Here is a 21,463-nt window from a genome sequence, read left to right as displayed (position 1 = left end):
TCATGGTGAACCCAGTCCACGAAGAAGCAATGGAAGAGACTATTTGCCGAGCCCTCAACGACCAGGGCTGGATCTGGAATAAGGGAGCCAACGACAAGGGCTTCTCCCCCGAACTTGGGTTGTTTCCTGAGGACGTACTCCATTGGCTGAAAACCCAGTACCCCGAGCAATATGAGCGCGCAATCCCGCCGACTGCGAACGATGTGGAACGTCAATCCCGCGAACACCGACTGCTCAATCGCCTGACAAAAGAACTCGATTCCACTCCGCTGTTGGACGGAATCACCAAAAAGGTCAATGGTGGACTACTCGGCACTTTGCGAGATGGCTTCTCGTTCACCCAAACAGATCTTGGCACCGTCAATTTCCCGGACATGGCGGGATTCTTCCCTTACGACCCGGCGAAAACGGACGTGATTGAGAAGGCGAAAAACAACCGCCTACGTGTGCTCCAACAAGTACACTTCGAAAAAGGTGACGGTAGTGAAATTGACCTTGTTTTGTTGGTCAATGGAATTCCCGTCATCACGATGGAGCTCAAGACAGACAACACTCAAACCATCGATGATGCTGTTCGTCAGTACAGGCAAGATCGTAAGCCGAATAAGGCGAAGCGCCCGCTGCTCAATCCCGGACGCTGCCTAGTCCACTTCGCGGTGTCTTCTCGCGAGGTCATGATGACCACCGAGTTGAAGGGTGCGGAGACGGTTTTCCTCCCGTTCAACCAGGGAACTGAAGAAGGGCGCGCGGGCAATCCCGATAACCCGAATGGCTATAACGTTTCCTACCTCTGGGAGTGGGTCTGCTCGCCGGATTTACTGTTGCGCATCCTAAAAGATTACGCCCTGTGGGAGCCGTCCTCTAAAGGAAATGAAGGGCGCTTAATCTTCCCGCGTTTCCACCAGTTGCGCTCTGTAGAGCGAGTCACCGCCGATGTTGTCGCAAACGGCACGGGCAAGCGCTACCTCATTCAGCACTCTGCCGGTTCGGGAAAGACGAAGACGATTGCGTGGATGGCGCACCGCGCGAACAAGATGATCCACACTGACGGCACGAAACTGTTTGATTGTGTGATCGTCGTGACTGACCGCACTGTACTGGACAAGAACGTCGCTGATGGGCTTTCGCTGCTCCAGGCTTCCGAGGGAATGGTCATCAACATCACCAACGATGCCACGTCCAAGTCGGAGAAGCTGAATCATTACCTCACCCAAGGCAAGCGGATTTTGTCTTGTACGCTGCAAACCTTCCCCGCGCTGGCGCAGACGATTGATCGTTCTCCGAAATTGCGTAACCGCCGTTGGCTGGTGATTATCGATGAAGCGCATTCATCCCAGCACGGTAAAGCTTCGCGCACGCTTTTGGAGACTCTTTCGGATACACCTGATGAGATCGTGAACGCAGCGTCGCGGGCCGCTGCAGCTTCCGAACCTGGGGAGGTCTCGTCAGCGGATGATGAGTCCCACAAGGACGCGCTAATCCCACCCCCGCCAGCCATGCTTAGCCGCGCCGAAAAGGACAAACTCCAGCAACAGCGCGACTCTGCTGTGGCGCGCTCTTCCAATGTCACCATTGTGGCGCTCACCGCCACCCCGAAAGCAAAAACTCTTGCGGTGTTTGGTGAACCCGATACGGATAATCCGGACAAGCGCGTGGCATTTGATCTCTACTCCATGGCGCAAGCAATCGATGAACACTTCATTCTGGATGTGCTCCAGAACTACATCTCGCTGAACCTGTACGCCAAGATTGAAGACAAGCTCGGGCGCGAAGATGAGGTCAATCTTGGAGAAGCCAAGTCCGCTCTCAAGCAGTTCGTTCGCTCCCACGAGAAGTCCATCCATTCCAAAGCACAAGTTGCCGTCGAACACTTCCACAACAACGTGCGTAACCTGCTTGGCTCCACCGCCAAAGCGATGGTGGTCTGTGATGACCGTATGAGTGCATACACCTGGTTTAGAGCGGTTCAAGATGTAATCCAGGCTGACCCTGCATACCGGGGAATGGAAGCACTCGTGGCGTTTTCCGGATCATTGGATGTTTCGAAAGACCCAGACGTTGAAGAACTTGTCACCGAATCCTCGCTCAATAATGAGAACGCACCTGAGGGTAATCGCCGTATGGAGACCACCAAGATGTTTGATGGTGAGTCCTACAAATTCTTGATCGTGGCGAATAAGTACCAAACCGGATTTGATGAGCCTCGTCTTTCCGCTATGTACGTGGATAAGCCACTATCCGGGGTTATGGCGGTACAGACGCTGTCTCGACTTAACCGCACACTTCCGGCGAAGAAGAAGTCCAAAACCTACGTGGTCGATTTCATCAATGACCCCGAGACGATCCTGCACGCATTCCAGCCGTACTACTCACAAGCGTCTATCGATACTGACGTTGATCCCAACGTGCTTAGCGATTTGGCTCGTATATTGGATACCTCTCAGTTCTATGACGTGAGAGAAATGGAAGCCCTCGCCAACGTGGTCATGGATCCAGAGGTGGATGTGAAGAAGAAGGACAGCCTCATTCGGATCGGCATTGACCCAATAGTGACGCGCTGGACGGATTTCTATCTAGGTGCTCTCTCCTCAGGAGACAAGGAGAACGAAGCCGTAGCCACAGATTTTCGCGCTAACTTGGTCAAGTACGTTCACGCTTGGGACTTTTTAAGCCAGTTCATTGACTTCCAGGATGTGCGTTTACATAAACGCGCGATCTTCGCTGATCTCCTCGTTCGCAACCTCAAGCTCGGTAAGAAGGAACACGTGGGCGATTACGTCACCGGCGTGGATGTTGTCGCCACAGCGGTGACTGGGGATCTAGATAAAACAGCAGATTTGGAACTCAAAACTGAGGATTCTCGAACACCACTGCCAGTGCCTGGGTTCGACGGGCGTGTGTCTACCGGTGGCGCGGCTGACCCGTTGCAAGGGGCATTTCACCAAGCGGTGGAGCAGGTTAATGAGTTATTCGCTGCTGCTGGGATTGACATGTCGAATTCGGCGAATACCCGCATGGTCCATGGTGTGTGGGAGGCCCTCGCCAAGGACGATGAAGTGGAAGTACTCGCCACAAAGAATCCGATGGAAGCGCTCGCGAAATCTCCGAAAATGCGCGATAAAGTGCTTGCTGCTGTTCTGGGCGTGGGTGCTGACAGCGACAAGTTCACCAACCTTGTTCTTGGTGGTGAGGACGCACTGAGTGTGCTCACTGCTGCTATGGCGCGCTTGGCGGTGGCTGCTATGGAGGATAAGGCGGACGGTATTGCGCTTCCGGAAAATGGACTTGCTAGTGGCGCCGAGATTGTCCCCGATGAATCGCCCGTGGATCGTCGTATCCAGGAGCTGCTTGACGTGATGTTGATTCACGCGGGCAACTCACAAGTTGAGGATCAATTTGCACAAGTGTTAGATGATGCACTTATCTCGCGCGGGAGCTCAAATGTTTTCGAGGTCGTGCGTACAGAGTTCATGGAAAGGTCGCTGCCTGTGGACGGGGAACTCTATCAAAGCGTGGTGATGTACGCAGTGGAGAACTATTAGGCAAACACCAAGTGACCTAAAGACGTCATTCTGAGCACTTCCCTCCCTCTCATTGTGGCGGGAGGCGGGAGGCGTCGCCAAGCGCCGGCGCCTCAGTCATCCACTCCCCGTTGTGCTTCGCTGTGCTCCCTCTACCCCACCCCTCAAACACCAACAACCCCCACCTCCTCACATGGTCTCCCATGTGTTTGTGTGGAAGTGGGGGTTGTTGTGGTGTCAGTACAGAAACTCAGGCGTTCAACGGCCTAGGAGGTGCCTAGTTGATGCGGCCGGTTTCCTTGCGGTACTGGCGGTAGTAGCGGCGGCCATACTTGACGGCGACGATAGCCAGGATGGCTACGACGACGCTGGCGATGGCGCCCACGATCAGGTTGATCTGGTAATCAGCACCCGCGGTGCCGTCCGGGTAGAGCCAGGTGCCGAGGCCCCAGATCAGGATGCCCAGCGGCGGCAGGATCGAGAGAGTCAGACCCATGCCCACCCAGGTGGAGGTGCGCAGCAAAGAAGAGTGCGGTGCGCCGTAAGAAACGGGGTCATATCCCTCGATGTAGGAGTCCTGAATCTTACCGGAGAACTCCGGGTAGGTCTCGCTGTGGTGATCAGCAACTGCCGGGTTGAGGTCGCTCATGGCTGAAACTTTCTCTCGTTCCTGTTAATCCTGTGAATGACTATAGCTTAGTCGTCCTTGCCGCGGAAAGCAGCACGTGCACGTTCGCGGGTAACCGCAGAAACCGCGGTCAGCGGCACACCAGCCGGGCAAACGTCGGCACACTCGCCGTAGAGCGAGCAGTGGCCGAAGTTCTGCTCCAGATCGTCCACCATGTTGCGTGCGCGGCGGCCACGCTCTTCCTTGCCCAGCGGCATGAGGGAGAGGTGAACCAGCTTGGCACCGGTAAACAGGTGAGCAGCACCGTTGGGGCAGGATGCCACGCAGGCACCGCAGCCGATGCAGGCAGCGTGATCCAGGGCGTACTCGGAGGTCTCGTGGTTAACGTGCAGGGTGTCAGCATCCGGAGCGGTACCCGCATCCATGGACACGTAGCCGCCCTGCTCCATGACGTGGTCCAGCTTGGCGCGGTCCACGATCATGTCCTTGATAACCGGGTAGGCAGCGGAGCGGAAAGGCTCCAGCTTGATGGTGTCACCATCCTTGAACTGGAACAGGCGCTGCTGGCAGGCCGGGGTGTTCTGGCCCGGGCCATGCGGGCGGCCGTTGACCAGGAGGCCGCAGGTACCGCAGATGCCCTCACGGCAGTCAGAAGCGAATGCGAAAGGCTCGGTGCCTTCCTCAATGAGGCGGTCGTTGACGTGGTCGAGCAACTCCAGGATGGACATCTGCTCGGCGGCGTCGTCAACCTGCACGGTCTCGAACTTGCCTTCTTGCGTCGGTCCGGCTTGACGCCAGATCTCAAGTGTCAGTTTCATTACTTGTAGTTCCTTGTCATCAGCGGGATCGAATCAAAGTACAGCGGCTCAGCGTGGCGGATGAACTCGCCCTCAGCAGCGCCCGGCTCCCATGCGGAAACAAAGCACCAGTTCTCGTCATCACGCTCGGCCTCGCCGTCCTCGGAGAGGTGGTCCTCGCGGAAGTGAGCACCACAGGACTCGTCGCGGTCAAGGGCGTCAATACACATGAGCTCACCCAGGTCGATGTAATCAGCAACGCGCAGACCATACTCGAGGACCTGGTTCATGTCGTTGGCCTCACCAGTGATGCGGACGTTAGCCCAGAAGTCCTTGCGCAGTTCGCGGACCTTCTCGATGGCAACCTTGAGGTCCTCGACGTTACGGGATACGCCGCAACCCCAGTAGAGGATGTCACCCAGCTGGCGGTGGTAGTACGCCGGACCGTGCGGGTCCGCACCCTGGATGGACATGAGGCGGTCGATGCGAGCCTGAGCGCGAGCGACAGTCTCGTTGGCCTCAGCAGAGTCCTCAGCCAGCTTGGCCTCACCCAGGTGGTGTGCCAGGTAGTTCGGGATGGTGAACGGCAGGGTGAACCAGCCATCAACGGAAGCGGACAGCAGGGAGTTCGCACCCAGACGGTTGGCGCCGTGGTAGGTCCAGGAGCACTCACCGGAGGCGAAGAGACCGTCGATGGCGGTCATCTCATTGAAGTCCGTCCACAGGCCACCCATGGTGAAGTGGCAGGTCGGGGCGATACGCATCGGGGTCTCATAAGCGGATTCACCAATGGCCTCTTCGTACATTTCGATGAGGTTGGAGTAACGCTCACGAATCTTGTCCTTACCCAGACGCTCGATGGCGTCGCGGAAGTCCAGGTACACGGAGTTGTGCAGCGGACCAACACCCAGGCCCTTGTTGATCTGCTGGGAGATGGCACGGGACGCCACGTCACGAGGGACGAGGTTACCGAAGGCCGGGTAGCGGCGCTCCAGGAAGTAGTCGCGCTCCTCTTCCGGAATCTCGTTGGCAGGGCGGTCATCCTTCTCCTTGATCGGAGACCAGATGCGGCCGTCATTACGCAGTGACTCGGACATGAGGATGGTCTTGGACTGCCACTCGGAGTTCACCGGCAGGCCAGTCGGGTGGAACTGGATGAATGCCGGGGAAGCCAGGTAAGCACCGTTCTCGTACGCACGCATCATGGCGCCAGCGTTCGAGTTCTTAGCCAGCGTGGACATGTGGTAGACGTTGCCGTAGCCACCGGTACCGAGGATAACTGCGTGGCCGGTGAAGGCCTTCAGCTCGCCGGTGATGAGGTTACGGGTCACGATGCCGCCGGCGCGCTTCTTGCCACCGTCGGTGTAGGTGATGATGTCCTGCAGGTCGTGGTGAGCGAAGAGCTCCACGTTGCCCAGGCCAATCTGGCGGTAGAGCGCAGACGTGGTGGACAGCTGCAGCTGCTGGCCTGTTTGGCCACGGGTGTAGTAGGTGCGGGAGACCTGCACGCCACCGAAGGAACGGGTAGCCAGGGTGCCGCCGTACTCGCGAGCGAACGGAGCACCGATGGCGTTCATGTGGTCGATGACGCGGATGGACTCATAAGCCAAGCGCCAGCAGTCGGACTCGCGGCAGCGGTAGTCGCCACCCTTGACGGTGTCCTTGGTGTGGCGGTAAGCGGAGTCGTTATCCACCTTCTTGTGGCGGGAGGAGTTCACACCACCCTGCGCAGCAATGGAGTGCGCACGGCGCGGGGAGTCGTGGTAGGTGAAGACCTTTACCTTGTAGCCCAGCTCGCCAAGGGCAGCCGCAGCGGAACCAGCAGCCAGACCGGTGCCGACAACGATGATTTCAAACTTGCGGCGGTTCAGCGGGGAGACCAGCTCCATGTGGTCCTTCTGGTAGCTCCACATGTCTTTCATCGGGACGCCGTGCGGCTCGTGGGACTCCAGAATGCGGCCCGGCTTAACGCCCGGGACGACGGACTGCGGGTGCGAGAAGTTCGGGTGCTCGCGCTTGAGTTCAGTGTTCGCGTTCGACACAGGATTCGCGTTAGTCATGGGTTCAAAACTCCTTTAGCTGACCCAGCCCAGGGCGACGGACAACGGCATGACGATGTTTGCCAGGCACACGACGGCCGGGACAACGTACGCCAGGATGACAAATACCTCGCGCCACTTAGCACCGGTAATACCCAGGTCGGAAGCCGCAAGGCGGATGCCGTGGGTCAGGTGCAGGAAGAGGCAGAGCATGGCGACGATGTAAATGATGGTCACCGGCCAGCGGGAGAAGGTAGCGATCATGTTGGCCTTCACGGCACCATGAGCGAAAGCCTCCGGAGCGATCGGCTGAACACCCATCGTCAGATCCAGGATGTGGAAGACGATGAACAGGAGCAGCACGACGCCGGTCACCAGCATGGTCTTCGTCGCGAAGGAATCCATGCCGCCCATCAGGTTGGTGCGCTTGAACTTACCGCGGGATGCCTTGGAGCGAGCGGTCAGCGCGAAGGCACCGTAAATGTGGGCGATCACGCACGCCAGCAAAACGATGCGGATGATCCACAGAAGGTGGCCGCTCGGAATCAGCGGATCACCCATGCTGCGCAGGAATGCACCGTAGGCATCGAGGGCTTCCTGGCCGTCATGAGCCGGCAGGTAAAGCTTCAAGTTGCCGGCCATGTGTCCCACAACGAAGAGTGCGAAGAACAGACCGGTAATTGCCATCGTCAGTTTCAAAGCCCAGGACGGAATTCCCGGCTTAGGACGAATCGTTTCATTAGTAATGCGGCCGTGAGCGAGAGCTTCACGGTCAGGATTTTTTACAGACATGACACCTCCATAGTCGTCCTTACCTTACGCAGAACTTCACGCTGACCACTAGTTATCTCTTTGCTTTGCAGGCCTCTTGCCCCTCCTACAGCCCGCCGAAAGATTTGAGATAAGGCAAGGGTTGCCTTAAGTGCCCCACCCCTTTTGCCGCTCTACCTTGATCACTTCCCTTTACGCAATATTGACCTTGCGAAAACATTTCGCGGATGAGACTTTTGTCACAGGGTGTGGCGTGAGTGACGACCCTACCCCTTTAGGTGTCAAACTTTCGCTTGGTATCCGCCTTTCATTTCCCGCCCAGCACCTTGCCAACACCCCCACTTCGCAGCGGAGTTAAAATACTTCACACATTCCTTGCAAAAATATTGTTATGAGTGAAAGGCACTAGGTAACCTAGCTCACATGAGCAAGACATACGTGGGTTCGCGCCTGCGCCAGCTGCGCCGCGAACGTGATCTCAGCCAAGCCTCCCTCGCCGCTACGCTGGGACTTTCAGCGAGCTACGTCAACCAGATTGAGCATGACGTGCGCCCGCTTACCGTCCCGGTCTTGCTGAAAATCACTGAAGCATTTGGCGTTGATGCCACGTTCTTCTCCCGCGATGATGACTCACGCCTGCTGGCAGAAATCCAGGATGTCGTACAAGACCAGGAAATCTGCCCCTCCCCCGTGGAGCTTCAGGAATTGTCCGAGTTGGTTTATAACCACCCCACCGTTGCCCGCACGCTCGTGGATATCCACCGTCGCTACCGCAACATTCGCGACAAGCTTTCGCTTGCCACCGACACCCGCCGCTCGGATGGCAGCCAGGCGCTATCCATGCCCCACGACGAGGTGCGGGACTTCTTCTATGCCCGGCAGAATTACCTCGATGAATTGGATATTCATGCGGAGGGAATTGCCGCGGAGCTCGGCGTCACCCCCTTCCACATCCGCGATATCGAGCAGGCTCTAAATGACAGGCTCACATCCCAGCACGGCGTGGAGATTCTCACCACCGATCGCATGGATGGCACACTGCACCGCTTTGACAAGAACACCGGCACCCTTCGCCTAGCCAGCCGCCTGAGCGTGGGCCAGCGCGCCTTCCGCATGGCGGCGGAGCTGGGGTTCCTGGAAGCGGGTGAGCTTATTAGCCACCTCGTGGACGAAGAACCCTTCACCTCGGATGCCTCGATCAACTTGGCCAAGCGGGGAATCGCCAACTACTACGCTGCAGCCATCCTTTTGCCCTACAACCTCATCCATAGTGAGGCCGAGCAATCCGGGTATGACGTGGAGTACCTCTGCAATGTTTTCGGCGTGGGCTATGAAACCATTGCCTCCCGCCTTTCCACGCTGCAGCGACCCAACAAGCGCGGCATCCCCTTTACCTTTGTACGGGTGGACCGCGCCGGCAACATGTCCAAGCGCCAATCAGCCACGGGCGTGCACTTTTCCAACTCCGGCGGCACCTGCCCGCTGTGGAATGTCTACGAGTCCTTCTCACGCCCCAACACCATTTCCCGCCAGCTGGCACAGATGCCGGATGGGCGCAATTACCTCTGGGTTTCGCGCACGGTGAGCTACCCGCAAGGCCGTTTCGGGGATACCAACAAGCTCTTCTCCATCGGCTTGGGCTGCGAGGCCCGCCACGCCAACCGCACTGTCTACGCCCAGGGCCTGAACCTCGATGCCCTTTCTTCCGCGACCCCGATTGGCGCTGGCTGCCGCACCTGCCCGCGCCAGAACTGTTCGCAGCGAGCTTTCCCCGCTATCAACGAGCAGTTAGTCATTGATGCCCACCGCTCCGCGGTTGCGCCGTACTAACCAGATCTCGCGACACGTGCAGTAGGGACTAGCCAAAAGGAACGCTTTTACACCACAAATAACGTTTTATTGTCTTTTATGGGGAGCGCTCTCCAGAGTCGGGATGAATTTTTCCGGGGACAGATCCGCCCCCAGGAATCCTGTTATACATCTTGAACTGGACATTTAAGCTTCCGCCAGCCCATATACATTGACCTTAAAAAGCTTTCTCATGATTTTGCCTATCAAAATACATAGATTTTTCAGGGTCGAATTTCTTATAATGGAACATGACCGATATCCCCTATCGAAAGGATCACTATCATGAGCAGCTTTGCTAACGGTTTCCTTGGCCAGATTCAGGGCCTTCTCGTAACCATCGTTAATGCACCGTTCGTTCTGTCCTCCAAGCTCTTCGGCTAAAGGCAGGCGCGCTACGGCGCTAAAACCAACTCTCCCCCTCAAACCCTTTCTGGGTTTGAGGGGGAGAGTTCTTGTTTTGGCTTCTTGCCGTGACCTTAGAGGTTGATCATGTGGCCGCCGATACCCTCGGCTGCTTCCTTCATAGCCTCAGACAGAGTCGGGTGTGTGTGAACGTTACGTCCGATCTCCTCAGCGGTGAGATCAAAGCGCTGCGCTAGGGTCAGCTCCGGCAGCAGCTCGGAAACGTTGGAGCCCACCATGTGGCCACCGATGAGCTCACCGAACTCGCTGTCAGCGACGAGCTTGACGAAGCCCGCGGTCTCGTTCAGACCAGCTGCCTTACCGTTAGCGGAGAACGGGAAGGTAGCAACCTTGATGTCGCGGTCAGCGAACTTCTCACGAGCCTGCTCCTCGGTGTAACCGAAGGAGGCAACCTGCGGGTTGCAGAAGGTAGCGCGCGGCATATTCATGTAGTCACCCAGCAGCTGGGTCTCAGCGCCGGCGATGACCTCAGCGGCCACGACACCCTGCGCCTCAGCCACGTGTGCAAGCTGCAGCTTCGCGGTGACGTCACCGATGGCGTAAATGCCCTCAACGTTGGTGCGCATGTAATCATCGATAGCGATGGCGCCGCGCTCGGTGAGCTCGACACCGGTGTTCTCCAGGCCGTAGCCCTCGGTGCGCGGGGCAAAGCCGATGGAGACCATGCAGCGGTCCACGGTCAGCGTATCGGTCTTGGAGCCGTCCTTGGACTCGACCTCAACGGTGACATTGTCGCCGTTGTCCTTGATGGCGGTGGTCTTGTAACCGGTCAGGAGCTTCACTCCAAGCTTCTTGTATTCCTTGGCAATAGCCTTGGAAACATCCTTATCCTCGTTTGGCAGGACGCGGTCCATAAACTCCACGATGGTCACGTCCACGCCGTAGTTGGCCAGAACGTAAGCAAACTCCATACCGATGGCGCCTGCGCCAACGATCACCATGGAATCCGGGGCATCATCGTTAAGGATCTGCTCCTCGTAGGACACGATGTTGCCGCCGATTTCCACGCCCGGAAGGGAACGGACAACGGAGCCGGTGGCGATAATGCAGTTATCAAAGGTAACGGTCTTACCCTTGTCATCGCCCTCGGTAATCTCGATGGTCTTGGCGTCCTTGAAGGAGCCGAGACCATTGATCTCCGTAATCTTGTTCTTCTTCATCAGGTAGTGCACACCCTTGACGATGCCCTCCGAAACCTTGCGGGAGCGCTTGTGCGCAACACCGAAGTCGAAAGAAACATCGCCGGAAATACCAAAGGCCTTTGCCTCATGGTTGAAGGTGTGTGCAACCTCAGCGTTCTTAAGAAGAGCCTTGGACGGGATGCAGCCCACGTTGAGGCAGACACCGCCCCAGTACTGCTTCTCAATAACGGCAACCTTCTTGCCCAGCTGGGCAGCGCGGATGGCGGACACGTAGCCGCCGGGGCCCGCGCCGAGTACTACAACGTCAAAATGTTCATTAGTCACGCTCTATAGGATACGTAACTTTAGGCTCGCTGTCCCACCACCCCCGAGCATGTATCCACCAGACGTTCATAGCCGTCCCGATGCAGGCCTAACGCGCGGAATGCAAACTGGCACAAATAAACCCCCAACCCCCAATGAAGGGGATTAGGGGAAGGAAAGCGGGGCACTACCCCCTGCAGATTTCTTAGAACAGACCCCAGTCCAGGGCAGCCTTCGAGGACGTGGAGGAGCCGAAGTGAGCGATCTGGCCCAGCACCTGGTTGATGGAAACGAGGATGGTGTCAAAAAAGTTCATTCTTCTTCTTTCTGTTGGTATTTGAGCGGCGTGCGCGACTTTACGCGGCACCCCTCCCGCGAGGTCACAGCGATGCAGGCAGCCGCCGGAGGCGGTCTCGGTACCTAGCTCCACTAACGAACGAGACTGTCGTTGCGTTACATAACCCAGGAATAGGCGCGGAAAGATTATGACACGGTTTCAACTTCAATACCACCATTCACTCTAATAACTTGGTATGTTTAATCACGCTACCCTTATCTTCGGGGGTACTGAATTGCCCGTCTATCAGTACTTTTGCCCATTTCAAGGGTGGTTTGTCCGGAGCATCTTTTAAACTTGCCCCTACACTTCCGCTCATCATCAAGAAAGCGAGATTCCATGAAGATTGCGCGCTCTCTCACGACGCTGGCAGCGGCATCAGCCTTAGCCCTCGGCGCCGTTGTATCCCCTATCGCCAGCGCATCCGACATTGACCCGGATGAAATCCGCGGTAACGCTGAAAAATCCCAGATTTCCGATATCGACCTTTACGACGAGCTCGAGGAGTACCTGCCTAAGGACAAAGCCGGCAACCCGACGCCGTCCCGTGAGCAGTTTGAGGCTTCCTTCGACAAGAAAGTCTCCTTTAAGAACGTCGATATCAAGAACATCCCGGATGACAAAAAGTGGATGGGCTATGTCTTCAAGTACTGGGATTATCGCCATAAGGTGAGGGGCATCAAGGCCACCGCGCCCGCTATGGGCCGCGACGTCCCCCTTGCAGTGATCACCCCGGACGGCACCTTTGACGCCTCCCGCCCCACCCTCTACTTGCTCAACGGTGCCGGCGGCGCCGAGCAGGGCATGGACTGGATTACTTCCACCGTGGCCAAGGATCTCGATCCGAATACGGAGAAGACTCAGGATCTCGTTCACTACTACGCCAACCGCAACGTGAACGTCGTCATCCCGCAGGCGGGTGCTTTCTCCTACTACACCGACTGGCTGACTACCCCGGACCGCGACTACCTCAAGGGCCCACAGAAATGGGAGACCTTCCTGACCAAGGAGCTGCCGGGACCGCTGGAGGATCGCATTAACGGCAACGGCAAGCGCGGCATCGCCGGCATGTCCATGTCTGCTACCTCCTCGCTGGTGCTGGCGCAGCACAACCCGAACTTCTACGATGCCATCGGCTCCTACTCCGGTTGCGCTGCTACCTCGACTCCGCTGCCAAACTTCTACGCGCAGCTCACGGTGAACCGCGGTGGCGGAAGCACCGAGCAGATGTGGGGTGCGAAGGGCGGCGATTACAACCGCTACAACGATGGCCTCATTAACGCCACGAAGAACAACATGGGCAATTCCAAGGTCTACGTTTCCGCCAACTCCGGTTTGGCTGGAGCAACTGACTTGGGCTCGTCCAAGATTGACGCCTTGGGCTCGTCCCAGGCGTTCAAGTCCTCCTCCACCCTCGTGGTTGAGGGCGGCGTCATCGAGGCAGCCATGAACGCCTGCACGCATGACCTGAAGGCAAAGATGGAGCGCGAAGGTGTCGACGCTGTATTCAACATGCGCAACACCGGTACCCACTCTTGGCCGGGCTGGTACGACGACGTCAACTCCTCGTGGCCAACCTTTGCACGCGCCTTCGGTCTTCCTGAGAACCCCTCCGCACCTGAAGCGGCAACTTATGCCGCAGATGAGGACACGAGCGCTAACGAAATGAAGGCCGAGGCCGATAGTCAGGATGCGAAATTGGATGAGGCAGAGGCGAACAACGACGCCCCCGCTGATTCCCTGCCAGTAGATACTGAGGCGACCGAGCACTAAGCTCTATTCGCCGTACCAATTATTGAATAAGGAACGTTATGAAGCGTCTTAGCTCTCTCCTCGCCGCCGGCGCGCTCAGCGCCGCCGCGCTGGTCAGCCCCGTTGCCGGTGCTGCCACCATCACCCCGCAGCAGGTTGCGGGTGACACTGCCCTATCCACTATCTCGGACCTGCAGGTCACCCCGGAGGTGGAGAGCCAAAAGTGGTATGAGCACTACAAGGATGACGCCCGCGTTCTCAAGCTGGAGGCTACCTCGCCGGCGATGAACGGCCGCGCCATTCCGCTGGCTGTCATCCCGGCTAAGAACCCGGACCGCCCGACGGTCTACCTGCTCAACGGCGCTGGTTCCGCCGAGCAGGATTCCGACTGGTTGTACATGTCGGATGTCGTGGACTTCTACGCTGAGAAGGACGTCAACGTGGTGGTTCCGCAGGCAGGTGCCTTCTCCTACTACACCGACTGGCTGGAGGATCCCAACGGCAAGTACCTCAAGGGCCCGCAGAAGTGGGAGACCTTCCTGACCAAGGAGCTGCCTGGCCCGCTGGAGGAGCGTCTGAACGCAAGCAACAAGCGCGCCATCGCCGGCATGTCCATGTCCGCGACGTCGTCATTGCTGTTTGCTCAGCACAACCAAGGCTTCTATGACGCAGTTGGTTCCTTCGCCGGCTGTGCTGCGACCGCCTACCCCACCGAGTACGAGTTCCTGCGCCTCACTGTGAACCGCGGTGGCGGCCAGCCGGAGCAGATGTGGGGACCGATGGGCTCTGCCTACAACCGCTACAACGACGCCCTGATGAACTCCGAGAAGCTGCGCGGCACCAAGCTGTACATCTCCTCCGCATCGGGCTTCGCCGGTGAGCAGGATACCCCGTCCTACTACATCAACAAGGGTTACAGCCCGTTGACGGCCTACCTGGGCTCGGCGCAGCTGCAGGTGGAAGGCGGCGTCATCGAGGCGGCAGTTAACCACTGCACCCACATGCTCAAGGCAAAGCTGGATAAGCAGAACATTCCGGCAACTTACAACCTCCGCAATGTGGGCACGCACTCCTGGCCGGGCTGGCGCGAGGACCTGGTGAAGTCCTGGCCTACCTTTGAGGAAGCCTTCAACTCCTAAACAGTGAGCTAAGCATGTCGTGGTTCGGCATGCCTGCTCCCCTGGCTTCGGATAAGTCAAACAGGGCGGTAGGATAGCGGCATTATGAAGCTGCTTTCTACCGCCCTTTCGCATATCTCGTCCGCCCGCGGCCACGCCGCACCTACTCGGGATAGCTATACCGGGGTGGATTTCAACCTCGGCTTCGAAATCACCCACTATGACTTGGACCTGGCCTACCGCGTGGAGCCCAACATGCTCCAAGGCGAAGCTGTGCTTCATATTCGCGCATTGGAGGACTTGGACAGGCTCACCCTCGACCTCGGCGGCGCCATGGTGGCCCGCCGCATCACGGCAAAGCATGCACCGCGCGTAGCCAAGTTCCGCCTATCCGGCGGGAAGCTGCGCTTGAACTTCGCCGACACAATCGCAGAAGGCCAAGAGTTTGAACTGCTGATTCGCTATGGCGGATCACCCCGCCCGCTGCGCACGCCATGGGGTGAGATCGGCTGGGAGGAGACGGATTCCGGCTCTTTGGTAGCTAGCCAGCCCAATGGCGCGCCCAGCTGGTTCCCGTGCGATGACACCCCGTCCGCAAAGGCCACCTACGATATTCGCATTACCGCCGACGATCCTTTCGTGGTCATCTCCAACGGCAAGCTGGTCTCCCGCCGTAGCGCGGGTGGTTCCATGACGCGCTGGCACTACCGCGTCAAGCACCCCATGGCCACCTACCTCGCCACGGTCCAAGTTGGTGAGTACATCGAGATCTCACTTGGGGCCAACGTCCGCGCGTGGGCACCGGCCCGCCTCAAGCACGTAGTGCTCGAGGAATTCGCCCAGCAGCAGGAGATGCTGGATTTCTATTCCACGCTCTTTGGCCACTACCCCTTCGCCGATTACCAGGTAGTCATCACCGATGATGAGCTGGAAATCCCGCTCGAAGCCCAGGGCCTGTCTATCTTTGGCTCCAACCACGTCAAGGGGGATCACGTCTTCGAGCGGCTCATCGCGCACGAGCTCTCCCACCAGTGGTTCGGCAACTCCGTGGGCCTGATGGAGTGGAAGGATATCTGGCTCAACGAAGGTTTCGCCTGCTACTGCGAGTGGCTGTGGTTTGAGCACGCGCATGGCCGCCCGGCACATGAATCAGCGCGCTCGCATTATCAGGTGCTGGCCCGCAAGAAGCAGGACATCCTGCTCAGCGATCCTGGTACGCGCGATATGTTCGATGACCGCGTCTACAAGCGCGGTGCGCTGACCGTCCACGCACTGCGCCGCCTCGTGGGTGATGAGGCCTTCTTCCGCACGGTGCGGGAGTACCTCACCGCAGCGCAGCACTCGGTGGTGACCCCGGAGGATCTCATCAGCCGCATGCGCGAGGCAGCGGAGAACCCGGGTGACGTCGACCAGCTCCTAGCCCAGTGGTTGGATAAGCCGGAGCTGCCGCGCTTCCCGCTATAAAAATCGGCCGCTTCATCCCGGCAGTACCATGAGCACTGCATGCTCTAAACTGGGAGACCATGCGCAGACTGCTTGTTACCGGCGGCGCCGGCTTTATTGGTGCAAACTTCGTGCGGCTCGTGGCCCAGCAGCGCCCGGAGGTGGAGATCACCGTCCTAGATAAGCTCACCTACGCGGGCAATCGCGCCAATCTCGACGGCGTGGACGCCGAGCTCGTGGTAGGGGACGTGGCGGATGAGGGGGTCGTCGACAAGCTCGTGTCCCAGGCGGATACCGTGGTGCACTTCGCAGCGGAATCCCACAATGACAACTCTTTGCGGGATCCTTCGCCCTTCCTCCACACCAACATCATGGGCACCTTCGTGCTGCTGGAGGCCTGCCGCCGCCACGATGTGCGCCTCCACCACGTCTCCACCGATGAGGTTTTTGGTGATTTGGACATTGGCGCCGATACCTACTTCACCGAGGAGACTCCCTATAACCCCTCTTCGCCCTATTCGGCCACGAAGGCCGGCTCCGATCACCTGGTGCGTGCGTGGGTGCGCAGCTTTGGGCTGCGGGCAACCATGTCTAATTGCTCCAATAATTATGGCCCGTATCAGCACATTGAGAAGTTCATCCCGCGACAAATCACCAACCTGCTTCTAGGTCAGCCAGCCAAGCTTTATGGCACCGGCGAGCAGGTGCGGGATTGGATCCACGTGGATGATCACAACGAGGCGGTGCTCGCCATCCTGGACCGCGGGCGCATCGGGGAGACCTATAACATCGGCGCCGACCAGGAGGATACGAACAACCGCCAGGTCATCGAGATGATTTGTGAGCTCATGGGGGCGACGGATAATGGCCGGGCGCGCTTTGAGCACGTGGCGGACCGCCCGGGCCATGACCAGCGCTACGCCATGGATGCCAGCAAGCTGCGCCGCGAGCTGGGCTGGACCCCGCGCTACACAGATCTGCGGGAGGGCCTGGCCGCCACTATTGAGTGGTACCGCGCACACGAGGACTGGTGGCGCCCAGGCAAGGAAGAAGTCGAAGCCAACTACGCAAAGCAAGGACAGTAAAGAAACCATGAAGGTGCAGTCAACGGCCATTGAGGGCCTGCTCATTGTGGAGCTCGACGTCCACGGCGATAACCGCGGCTGGTTCAAGGAGAACTGGCAGCGCGAGAAGATGGTGGCGGCCGGGCTACCGGACTTCCAGCCGGTGCAGAACAACGTCTCCTTCAATGCGGAGAAGGGGGTTACGCGCGGGTTGCACGCGGAGCCCTGGAACAAGCTCGTCTCCGTAGCCTCCGGCCGGGCCTTCGGCGCGTGGTGCGATCTGCGTGAGGGCTCATCTACCTTTGGCCAACTGGTAACCCACGAGCTGCGCGAGGACGTGGCCGTCTTCGTGCCGCGGGGCGTGGCTAATGGTTTCCAGGCTCTGGAGGCCTGCGCCTACTCCTACCTGGTCAATGACCATTGGTCCCCGGACGCGGAGTACACCTGCGTCAACCTGGACATGGTGGACTGGCCGCTGGAACCAACGGAGATCTCCGACAAGGACAAGGGGCACCCCGCGCTTGCCGACGTCTCCCCCATGCCCCCTCGCCGCATCCTGGTCACCGGGGCCAACGGGCAACTGGGCCGCGCATTAAAGAAGTTCCTGCCCTCCGCTGGCTTGGGCGCGGTGGAGTTCTGTGGACACGAAGAATTCGATATCACTAACCCGCCTGCCCGCCCGTGGAAGCAATACTCAGCCATCATCAACTGCGCGGCTTATAACGATGTCAACGGTGCGGAGGACGATCGCGCCGCAGCTTGGGCGGTCAACGCTTCCGCCCCGGCGAAGCTCGCGCGCATTGCGGCGGAGAATAACCTGACCTTGGTACACGTATCCAGCGATTATATCTTTGATGGCTCTCACGAGGTCCACTCCGAGGAGGAAGTGCCTTCCCCGCTCTCGGCCTATGGGGCGTCGAAAGCCGCGGGCGATACCGCCGCGCAAACCGCACCGCGCCATTACGTCATCCGCACCTCGTGGGTCTTCGGCGATGGCGCCAACTTCATGGCCACCATGCGCTCGTTGGCGAATAAGGGCGTCAAGCCCTCCGTCATTCATGATCAGCGCGGGCGCCCCACCTTCGCCGAGGACCTGGCCAAGGGCATCATCCACCTGCTCAAGACTGAAGCCGAGTACGGCGTGTACAACATCTCCAACTCGGGCGATGTGGTGGGCCGCGATGAGATTGCCATGGCCGTTTTCACCGGCGTGGGCCAGGATCCCGCCAATGTCGCGCCGGTCAGCACCGAGCAGTACCGCGAGATCGCCGGGCCCGAAGCCCCCCGCCCGAAGGAGTCCACCTTCGACCTGTCCAAGATTGAAGCCACCGGCTTTAAACCCATGAACTGGCGGGCCGCTTTGGCGCTCTACCTGGGGCTTTACCCGGCATAACACTCAACATAACACTTAACTTCCCAGGTGTTATGTTATGTGGGAAGTTAAGTGTTATGTTCGCCAGCCCGCGCCGTCGCGCCCCGGCGCGGGACCCCTCCGTTAAGCTTGAAGCCCATGAAGGGCATCATTCTCGCAGGCGGCTCTGGGACCCGCCTCTACCCCATTACCAAGGGCATCTCGAAGCAGCTCATGCCCATCTATGACAAGCCGATGGTCTACTATCCCCTGACCACCCTGATCCAGACCGGCATACGCGAGATCCTCATCATCACCACCCCGGAAGATCAGGCAGCCTTCCAGCGCCTGCTCGGCGATGGCTCGCAGCTCGGCCTCATGCTGCACTATGCGGTCCAACCCCGGCCCGAAGGTTTGGCGCAGGCCTTCCTCATCGCGGAAGACTTCATCGCTGAGGATGATGTGGCCCTCGTCTTGGGCGACAATATTTTTGACGGACACGGCTTCTCCACGGCACTGAATGAGTGCAGCCGCCCAGGCGGCGGCATCATCTTTGCCTACGAGGTTTCCGATCCGCAGCGCTACGGCGTTGTCGACTTTGACTCCTCCGGCCAGGCCCTGTCCATCGAGGAAAAGCCCGATGCACCCAAGTCTAACCACGCCGTGGTGGGCTTGTATTTCTACGACAATTCGGTGGTGGAGATTGCCAAATCCATCCAGCCCAGCGCGCGCGGGGAGTTAGAGATCACCGCCGTCAACGAGGAATACCTGCGCCGCGGGCAGCTGCGCGTCAAGCGCATGCAGCGCGGTGACGTCTGGTTGGATACCGGCACGGTGGACTCCATGAGTGAGGCCTCGTCCTACGTCGAGGTGATGCAAAAACGCACCGGCACCGTCATTGGTTCGCCGGAGGTTGCTGCCTTCGAGGAAGGCTTCATCGATGCCGCCGCACTCACCGAGCTGGCCGAGCCCCTCCTGAAGTCCGGCTATGGCCGTTATCTCCTCGCCGCCGCCCAAGAGAGCTAAGCCCGAGGTACCGATCGATCAAATAAGGGCTCAGATACCGGAGGTTTTCGGACCTTATTTGATCGATCGGTACGCGCCTAAGCGTCCCTCGCCCTGTATCAGGAGCCACCATCACCCAAACGAGCCCAGACGCGTTAAGGTAATCGCATGCCTAGTTCATCCTCTCGTCCCACCAATGATTCGAAGAAATCAGCGCTATCCACCATCAGCCCCGTGGCGTGGGGATTGTTAGTAATCATTGTAATTCTGGCCATCATCATTGGTTTCCTGCTGGCGGAACGTGCTTCTTCCAACGACGAAGGTACTCACGCAGCGCAGGAGACCGCGACGAGCACGGCACCCACCGAAGACCTAACGAAGGACGCTGACAAGGCCACACCCGGCACGAAATTCGCCGACGGCAAGGGTGACCCGATGATTTTCGGCCCCGGCGGCGATATCAAGACCGGGGATATCACAGTCGTGCACCGCAAGAAAGAGGACGATCCTTTCGCCGTGGGCGCGGTGGATGCGCCCGTGGTGATTTCGGAATTCTCCGATTTCGAGTGCCCGTTCTGCTCCCGCCACGCTAATGTCACCGAGCCGGATATCCTTAAAAAGTACGTGGAAAAGGGCCTGGTGCGCATCGAATGGAATGACTTCCCCGTGAACGGCCCCGCCGCCGTCGAAGCTGCCAAGGCCGGGCGCGCGGCCGCAGCACAGGGCAAGTTCCAGGAGTTCAAGCACGAGCTCTACACCGCCAGCAAGGACATCAGCGGCCACCCAGAATTCGGCATCGAGGACTTCATGAAGTTTGCCAAGAAGGCCGGCGTTGCGGACTTGGAGAAGTTCCGCCAGCAGGCCACGGATGACACCTACACCGAGGTCATCGAGACAGCCACCAGCTATGCGTCCCAGATTGGTATTACGGGTACCCCGGCCTTCGTGGTGGGAGATCAGTTCGTCAGTGGTGCGCAGCCCCTAGAGGTATTTGAGCAGGTCATCCAGGAACAGCTGGGAAAGGCGGCCAATGCCTAAACCACCGCTTATCGTGTGGGTCTTCATCGCACTGGTTATCTTGACCGCATTCTTGGGCGGTTATGCAGTAGGGGTGAGCGTATGAGCATCGGAATTTTTGGCGCCGTCATCGCCGGTGTGCTGACTTTGATCAGCCCCTGTTCAGCGCTGTTGGTGCCAGCCTTCTTTGCCTATGCCTTTGAGTCACAGCGCCAGCTGCTATTCAAGACCATGGTCTTCTTTTTGGGCCTGTGCACCACGCTCGTGCCCATCGGCATGGGCCTGGCCGCCCTGCTTGCGCAATACCGCAGCCAGGTCATCACGGTGGCGGGGTGGATCATCATCGCGCTGGGAATCTTTACCGCCCTAGGTGGCGGCTTCCGCATCCCCGGCATGGATGCCCTGTCCGGTAAGGCGCGGGGCAAGGTATTTCTGCTCGGCGCGGTTTATGGCTTCGCCGGCTTTTGCGCGGGCCCGCTCCTAGGTGCTGTTCTCACCACGGCCGCAGCGTCGGGCAGCGCGCTCTACGGCGGACTCATTATGGTGGCTTATGCTGCGGGCATGGCTGCACCGCTCTTTGTGCTGGCTGCGCTGTGGGAGCGCCTCGATGTGGGCTCGTGGTCCTGGCTGCGCGGGCGCGAGGTGGTCCTCGGCCCCGTGCGCACGAATACCTTGTCCATTGTCTCGGGCGCGTTCTTCGTGCTCATCGGCGTGCTGTTTATTTTGAGCTACGGCAGCGCAACACTACCCGCGGTCTTAAGCACGGATGCACAGTTCGCAGTGCAGGAAAAAGCCCGCGCCTTCAGCGCGGGCGTGGCGGATGCGTGGGTCTGGTTCGGGCTTTCACTCGCTGCCACGGTGGCCGTGGGAGTGAAAGCAGCCCGCACCCAGGCCTAAGGTT

Annotated in this window: 15 protein-coding genes; 10 read left to right on the top strand and 5 right to left on the bottom strand. The window is 58.8% G+C overall.

Going from position 1 to position 21,463, the window contains the following annotated elements; all coding sequences use genetic code 11:
• The first annotated feature begins 2 nt into the window (after positions 1–2).
• Positions 3–3,542, top strand: a complete 3,540-nt coding sequence (locus HMPREF2781_RS09995) for a type I restriction endonuclease subunit R (RefSeq protein ID WP_070645744.1) — start codon at positions 3–5, stop codon at positions 3,540–3,542.
• Between the two features lie 256 nt (positions 3,543–3,798).
• On the opposite strand, the gene HMPREF2781_RS09990 is transcribed toward HMPREF2781_RS09995, so the two are convergent.
• The 4 genes from HMPREF2781_RS09990 to HMPREF2781_RS09975 are packed head-to-tail and all read right to left on the bottom strand — an operon-like array spanning position 3,799 to position 7,777.
• Positions 3,799–4,170, bottom strand: coding sequence for a hypothetical protein (locus HMPREF2781_RS09990; RefSeq protein WP_070645742.1), 372 nt, complete (start codon positions 4,168–4,170; stop codon positions 3,799–3,801).
• Between the two features lie 47 nt (positions 4,171–4,217).
• Positions 4,218–4,967 (bottom strand): succinate dehydrogenase/fumarate reductase iron-sulfur subunit, encoded by a 750-nt coding sequence (locus tag HMPREF2781_RS09985; RefSeq protein WP_070444027.1) that lies wholly within the window; start codon positions 4,965–4,967, stop codon positions 4,218–4,220.
• Complete coding sequence (locus tag HMPREF2781_RS09980; protein WP_070645740.1) at positions 4,967–7,006, bottom strand: fumarate reductase/succinate dehydrogenase flavoprotein subunit; 2,040 nt, start codon at positions 7,004–7,006, stop codon at positions 4,967–4,969. The genes HMPREF2781_RS09985 and HMPREF2781_RS09980 overlap by 1 nt, the downstream gene beginning before the upstream one ends.
• Before the next feature lie 15 nt (positions 7,007–7,021).
• Positions 7,022–7,777 carry a succinate dehydrogenase cytochrome b subunit gene (locus HMPREF2781_RS09975; RefSeq protein WP_070444033.1) on the bottom strand — a complete coding sequence of 252 codons (756 nt, stop codon included), beginning with the start codon at positions 7,775–7,777 and terminating at the stop codon, positions 7,022–7,024.
• A 402-nt stretch (positions 7,778–8,179) separates the two neighbouring features.
• Between HMPREF2781_RS09975 and ramB the strand changes: the two genes are divergently transcribed.
• On the top strand, positions 8,180–9,586 hold the full coding sequence (gene ramB / locus HMPREF2781_RS09970; RefSeq protein ID WP_070645737.1) for an acetate metabolism transcriptional regulator RamB: 1,407 nt from the start codon (positions 8,180–8,182) through the stop codon (positions 9,584–9,586).
• Positions 9,587–10,083: 497 nt separating this feature from the next.
• Here ramB and lpdA read toward each other — a convergent pair whose 3' ends face one another.
• A complete protein-coding gene (gene lpdA / locus HMPREF2781_RS09965; protein ID WP_070645735.1) occupies positions 10,084–11,496 on the bottom strand; it encodes a dihydrolipoyl dehydrogenase in 1,413 nt (470 codons plus the stop codon).
• A 655-nt stretch (positions 11,497–12,151) separates the two neighbouring features.
• Between lpdA and HMPREF2781_RS09960 the strand changes: the two genes are divergently transcribed.
• From HMPREF2781_RS09960 to HMPREF2781_RS09925, 8 genes are all read left to right on the top strand, one after another.
• Positions 12,152–13,585: an alpha/beta hydrolase gene (locus HMPREF2781_RS09960; RefSeq protein WP_070645733.1), complete on the top strand. Its 1,434-nt coding sequence runs from the start codon at positions 12,152–12,154 to the stop codon at positions 13,583–13,585.
• Positions 13,586–13,623: 38 nt separating this feature from the next.
• On the top strand, positions 13,624–14,703 hold the full coding sequence (locus HMPREF2781_RS09955) for an alpha/beta hydrolase (RefSeq protein WP_070645731.1): 1,080 nt from the start codon (positions 13,624–13,626) through the stop codon (positions 14,701–14,703).
• 84 nt (positions 14,704–14,787) lie between these two features.
• Positions 14,788–16,146 carry a M1 family metallopeptidase gene (locus tag HMPREF2781_RS09950; RefSeq protein ID WP_070645729.1) on the top strand — a complete coding sequence of 453 codons (1,359 nt, stop codon included), beginning with the start codon at positions 14,788–14,790 and terminating at the stop codon, positions 16,144–16,146.
• Between the two features lie 59 nt (positions 16,147–16,205).
• Complete coding sequence (gene rfbB / locus HMPREF2781_RS09945) at positions 16,206–17,210, top strand: dTDP-glucose 4,6-dehydratase (RefSeq protein WP_070645727.1); 1,005 nt, start codon at positions 16,206–16,208, stop codon at positions 17,208–17,210.
• Positions 17,211–17,217: 7 nt separating this feature from the next.
• Complete coding sequence (locus HMPREF2781_RS09940; protein ID WP_070645725.1) at positions 17,218–18,582, top strand: sugar nucleotide-binding protein; 1,365 nt, start codon at positions 17,218–17,220, stop codon at positions 18,580–18,582.
• 117 nt (positions 18,583–18,699) lie between these two features.
• The gene (rfbA, locus tag HMPREF2781_RS09935; RefSeq protein ID WP_070444055.1) at positions 18,700–19,566 is read left to right on the top strand and encodes a glucose-1-phosphate thymidylyltransferase RfbA; all 867 of its coding nucleotides are present in this window, start codon (positions 18,700–18,702) and stop codon (positions 19,564–19,566) included.
• A gap of 147 nt (positions 19,567–19,713) precedes the next feature.
• Entirely contained in the window at positions 19,714–20,583 is an 870-nt protein-coding gene (locus tag HMPREF2781_RS09930) for a thioredoxin domain-containing protein (RefSeq protein ID WP_246815690.1), read from the top strand.
• A gap of 81 nt (positions 20,584–20,664) precedes the next feature.
• Positions 20,665–21,459, top strand: a complete 795-nt coding sequence (locus HMPREF2781_RS09925) for a cytochrome c biogenesis CcdA family protein (protein ID WP_070444058.1) — start codon at positions 20,665–20,667, stop codon at positions 21,457–21,459.
• Positions 21,460–21,463 lie beyond the last annotated feature (4 nt).

The sequence above is a fragment of the Corynebacterium sp. HMSC062A03 genome (assembly GCF_001811145.1).
Lineage (GTDB): Bacteria > Actinomycetota > Actinomycetes > Mycobacteriales > Mycobacteriaceae > Corynebacterium > Corynebacterium aurimucosum.
Note: the sequence above shows the minus strand (reverse complement) of the source record. Positions and strands in the feature narration are given on the sequence as shown.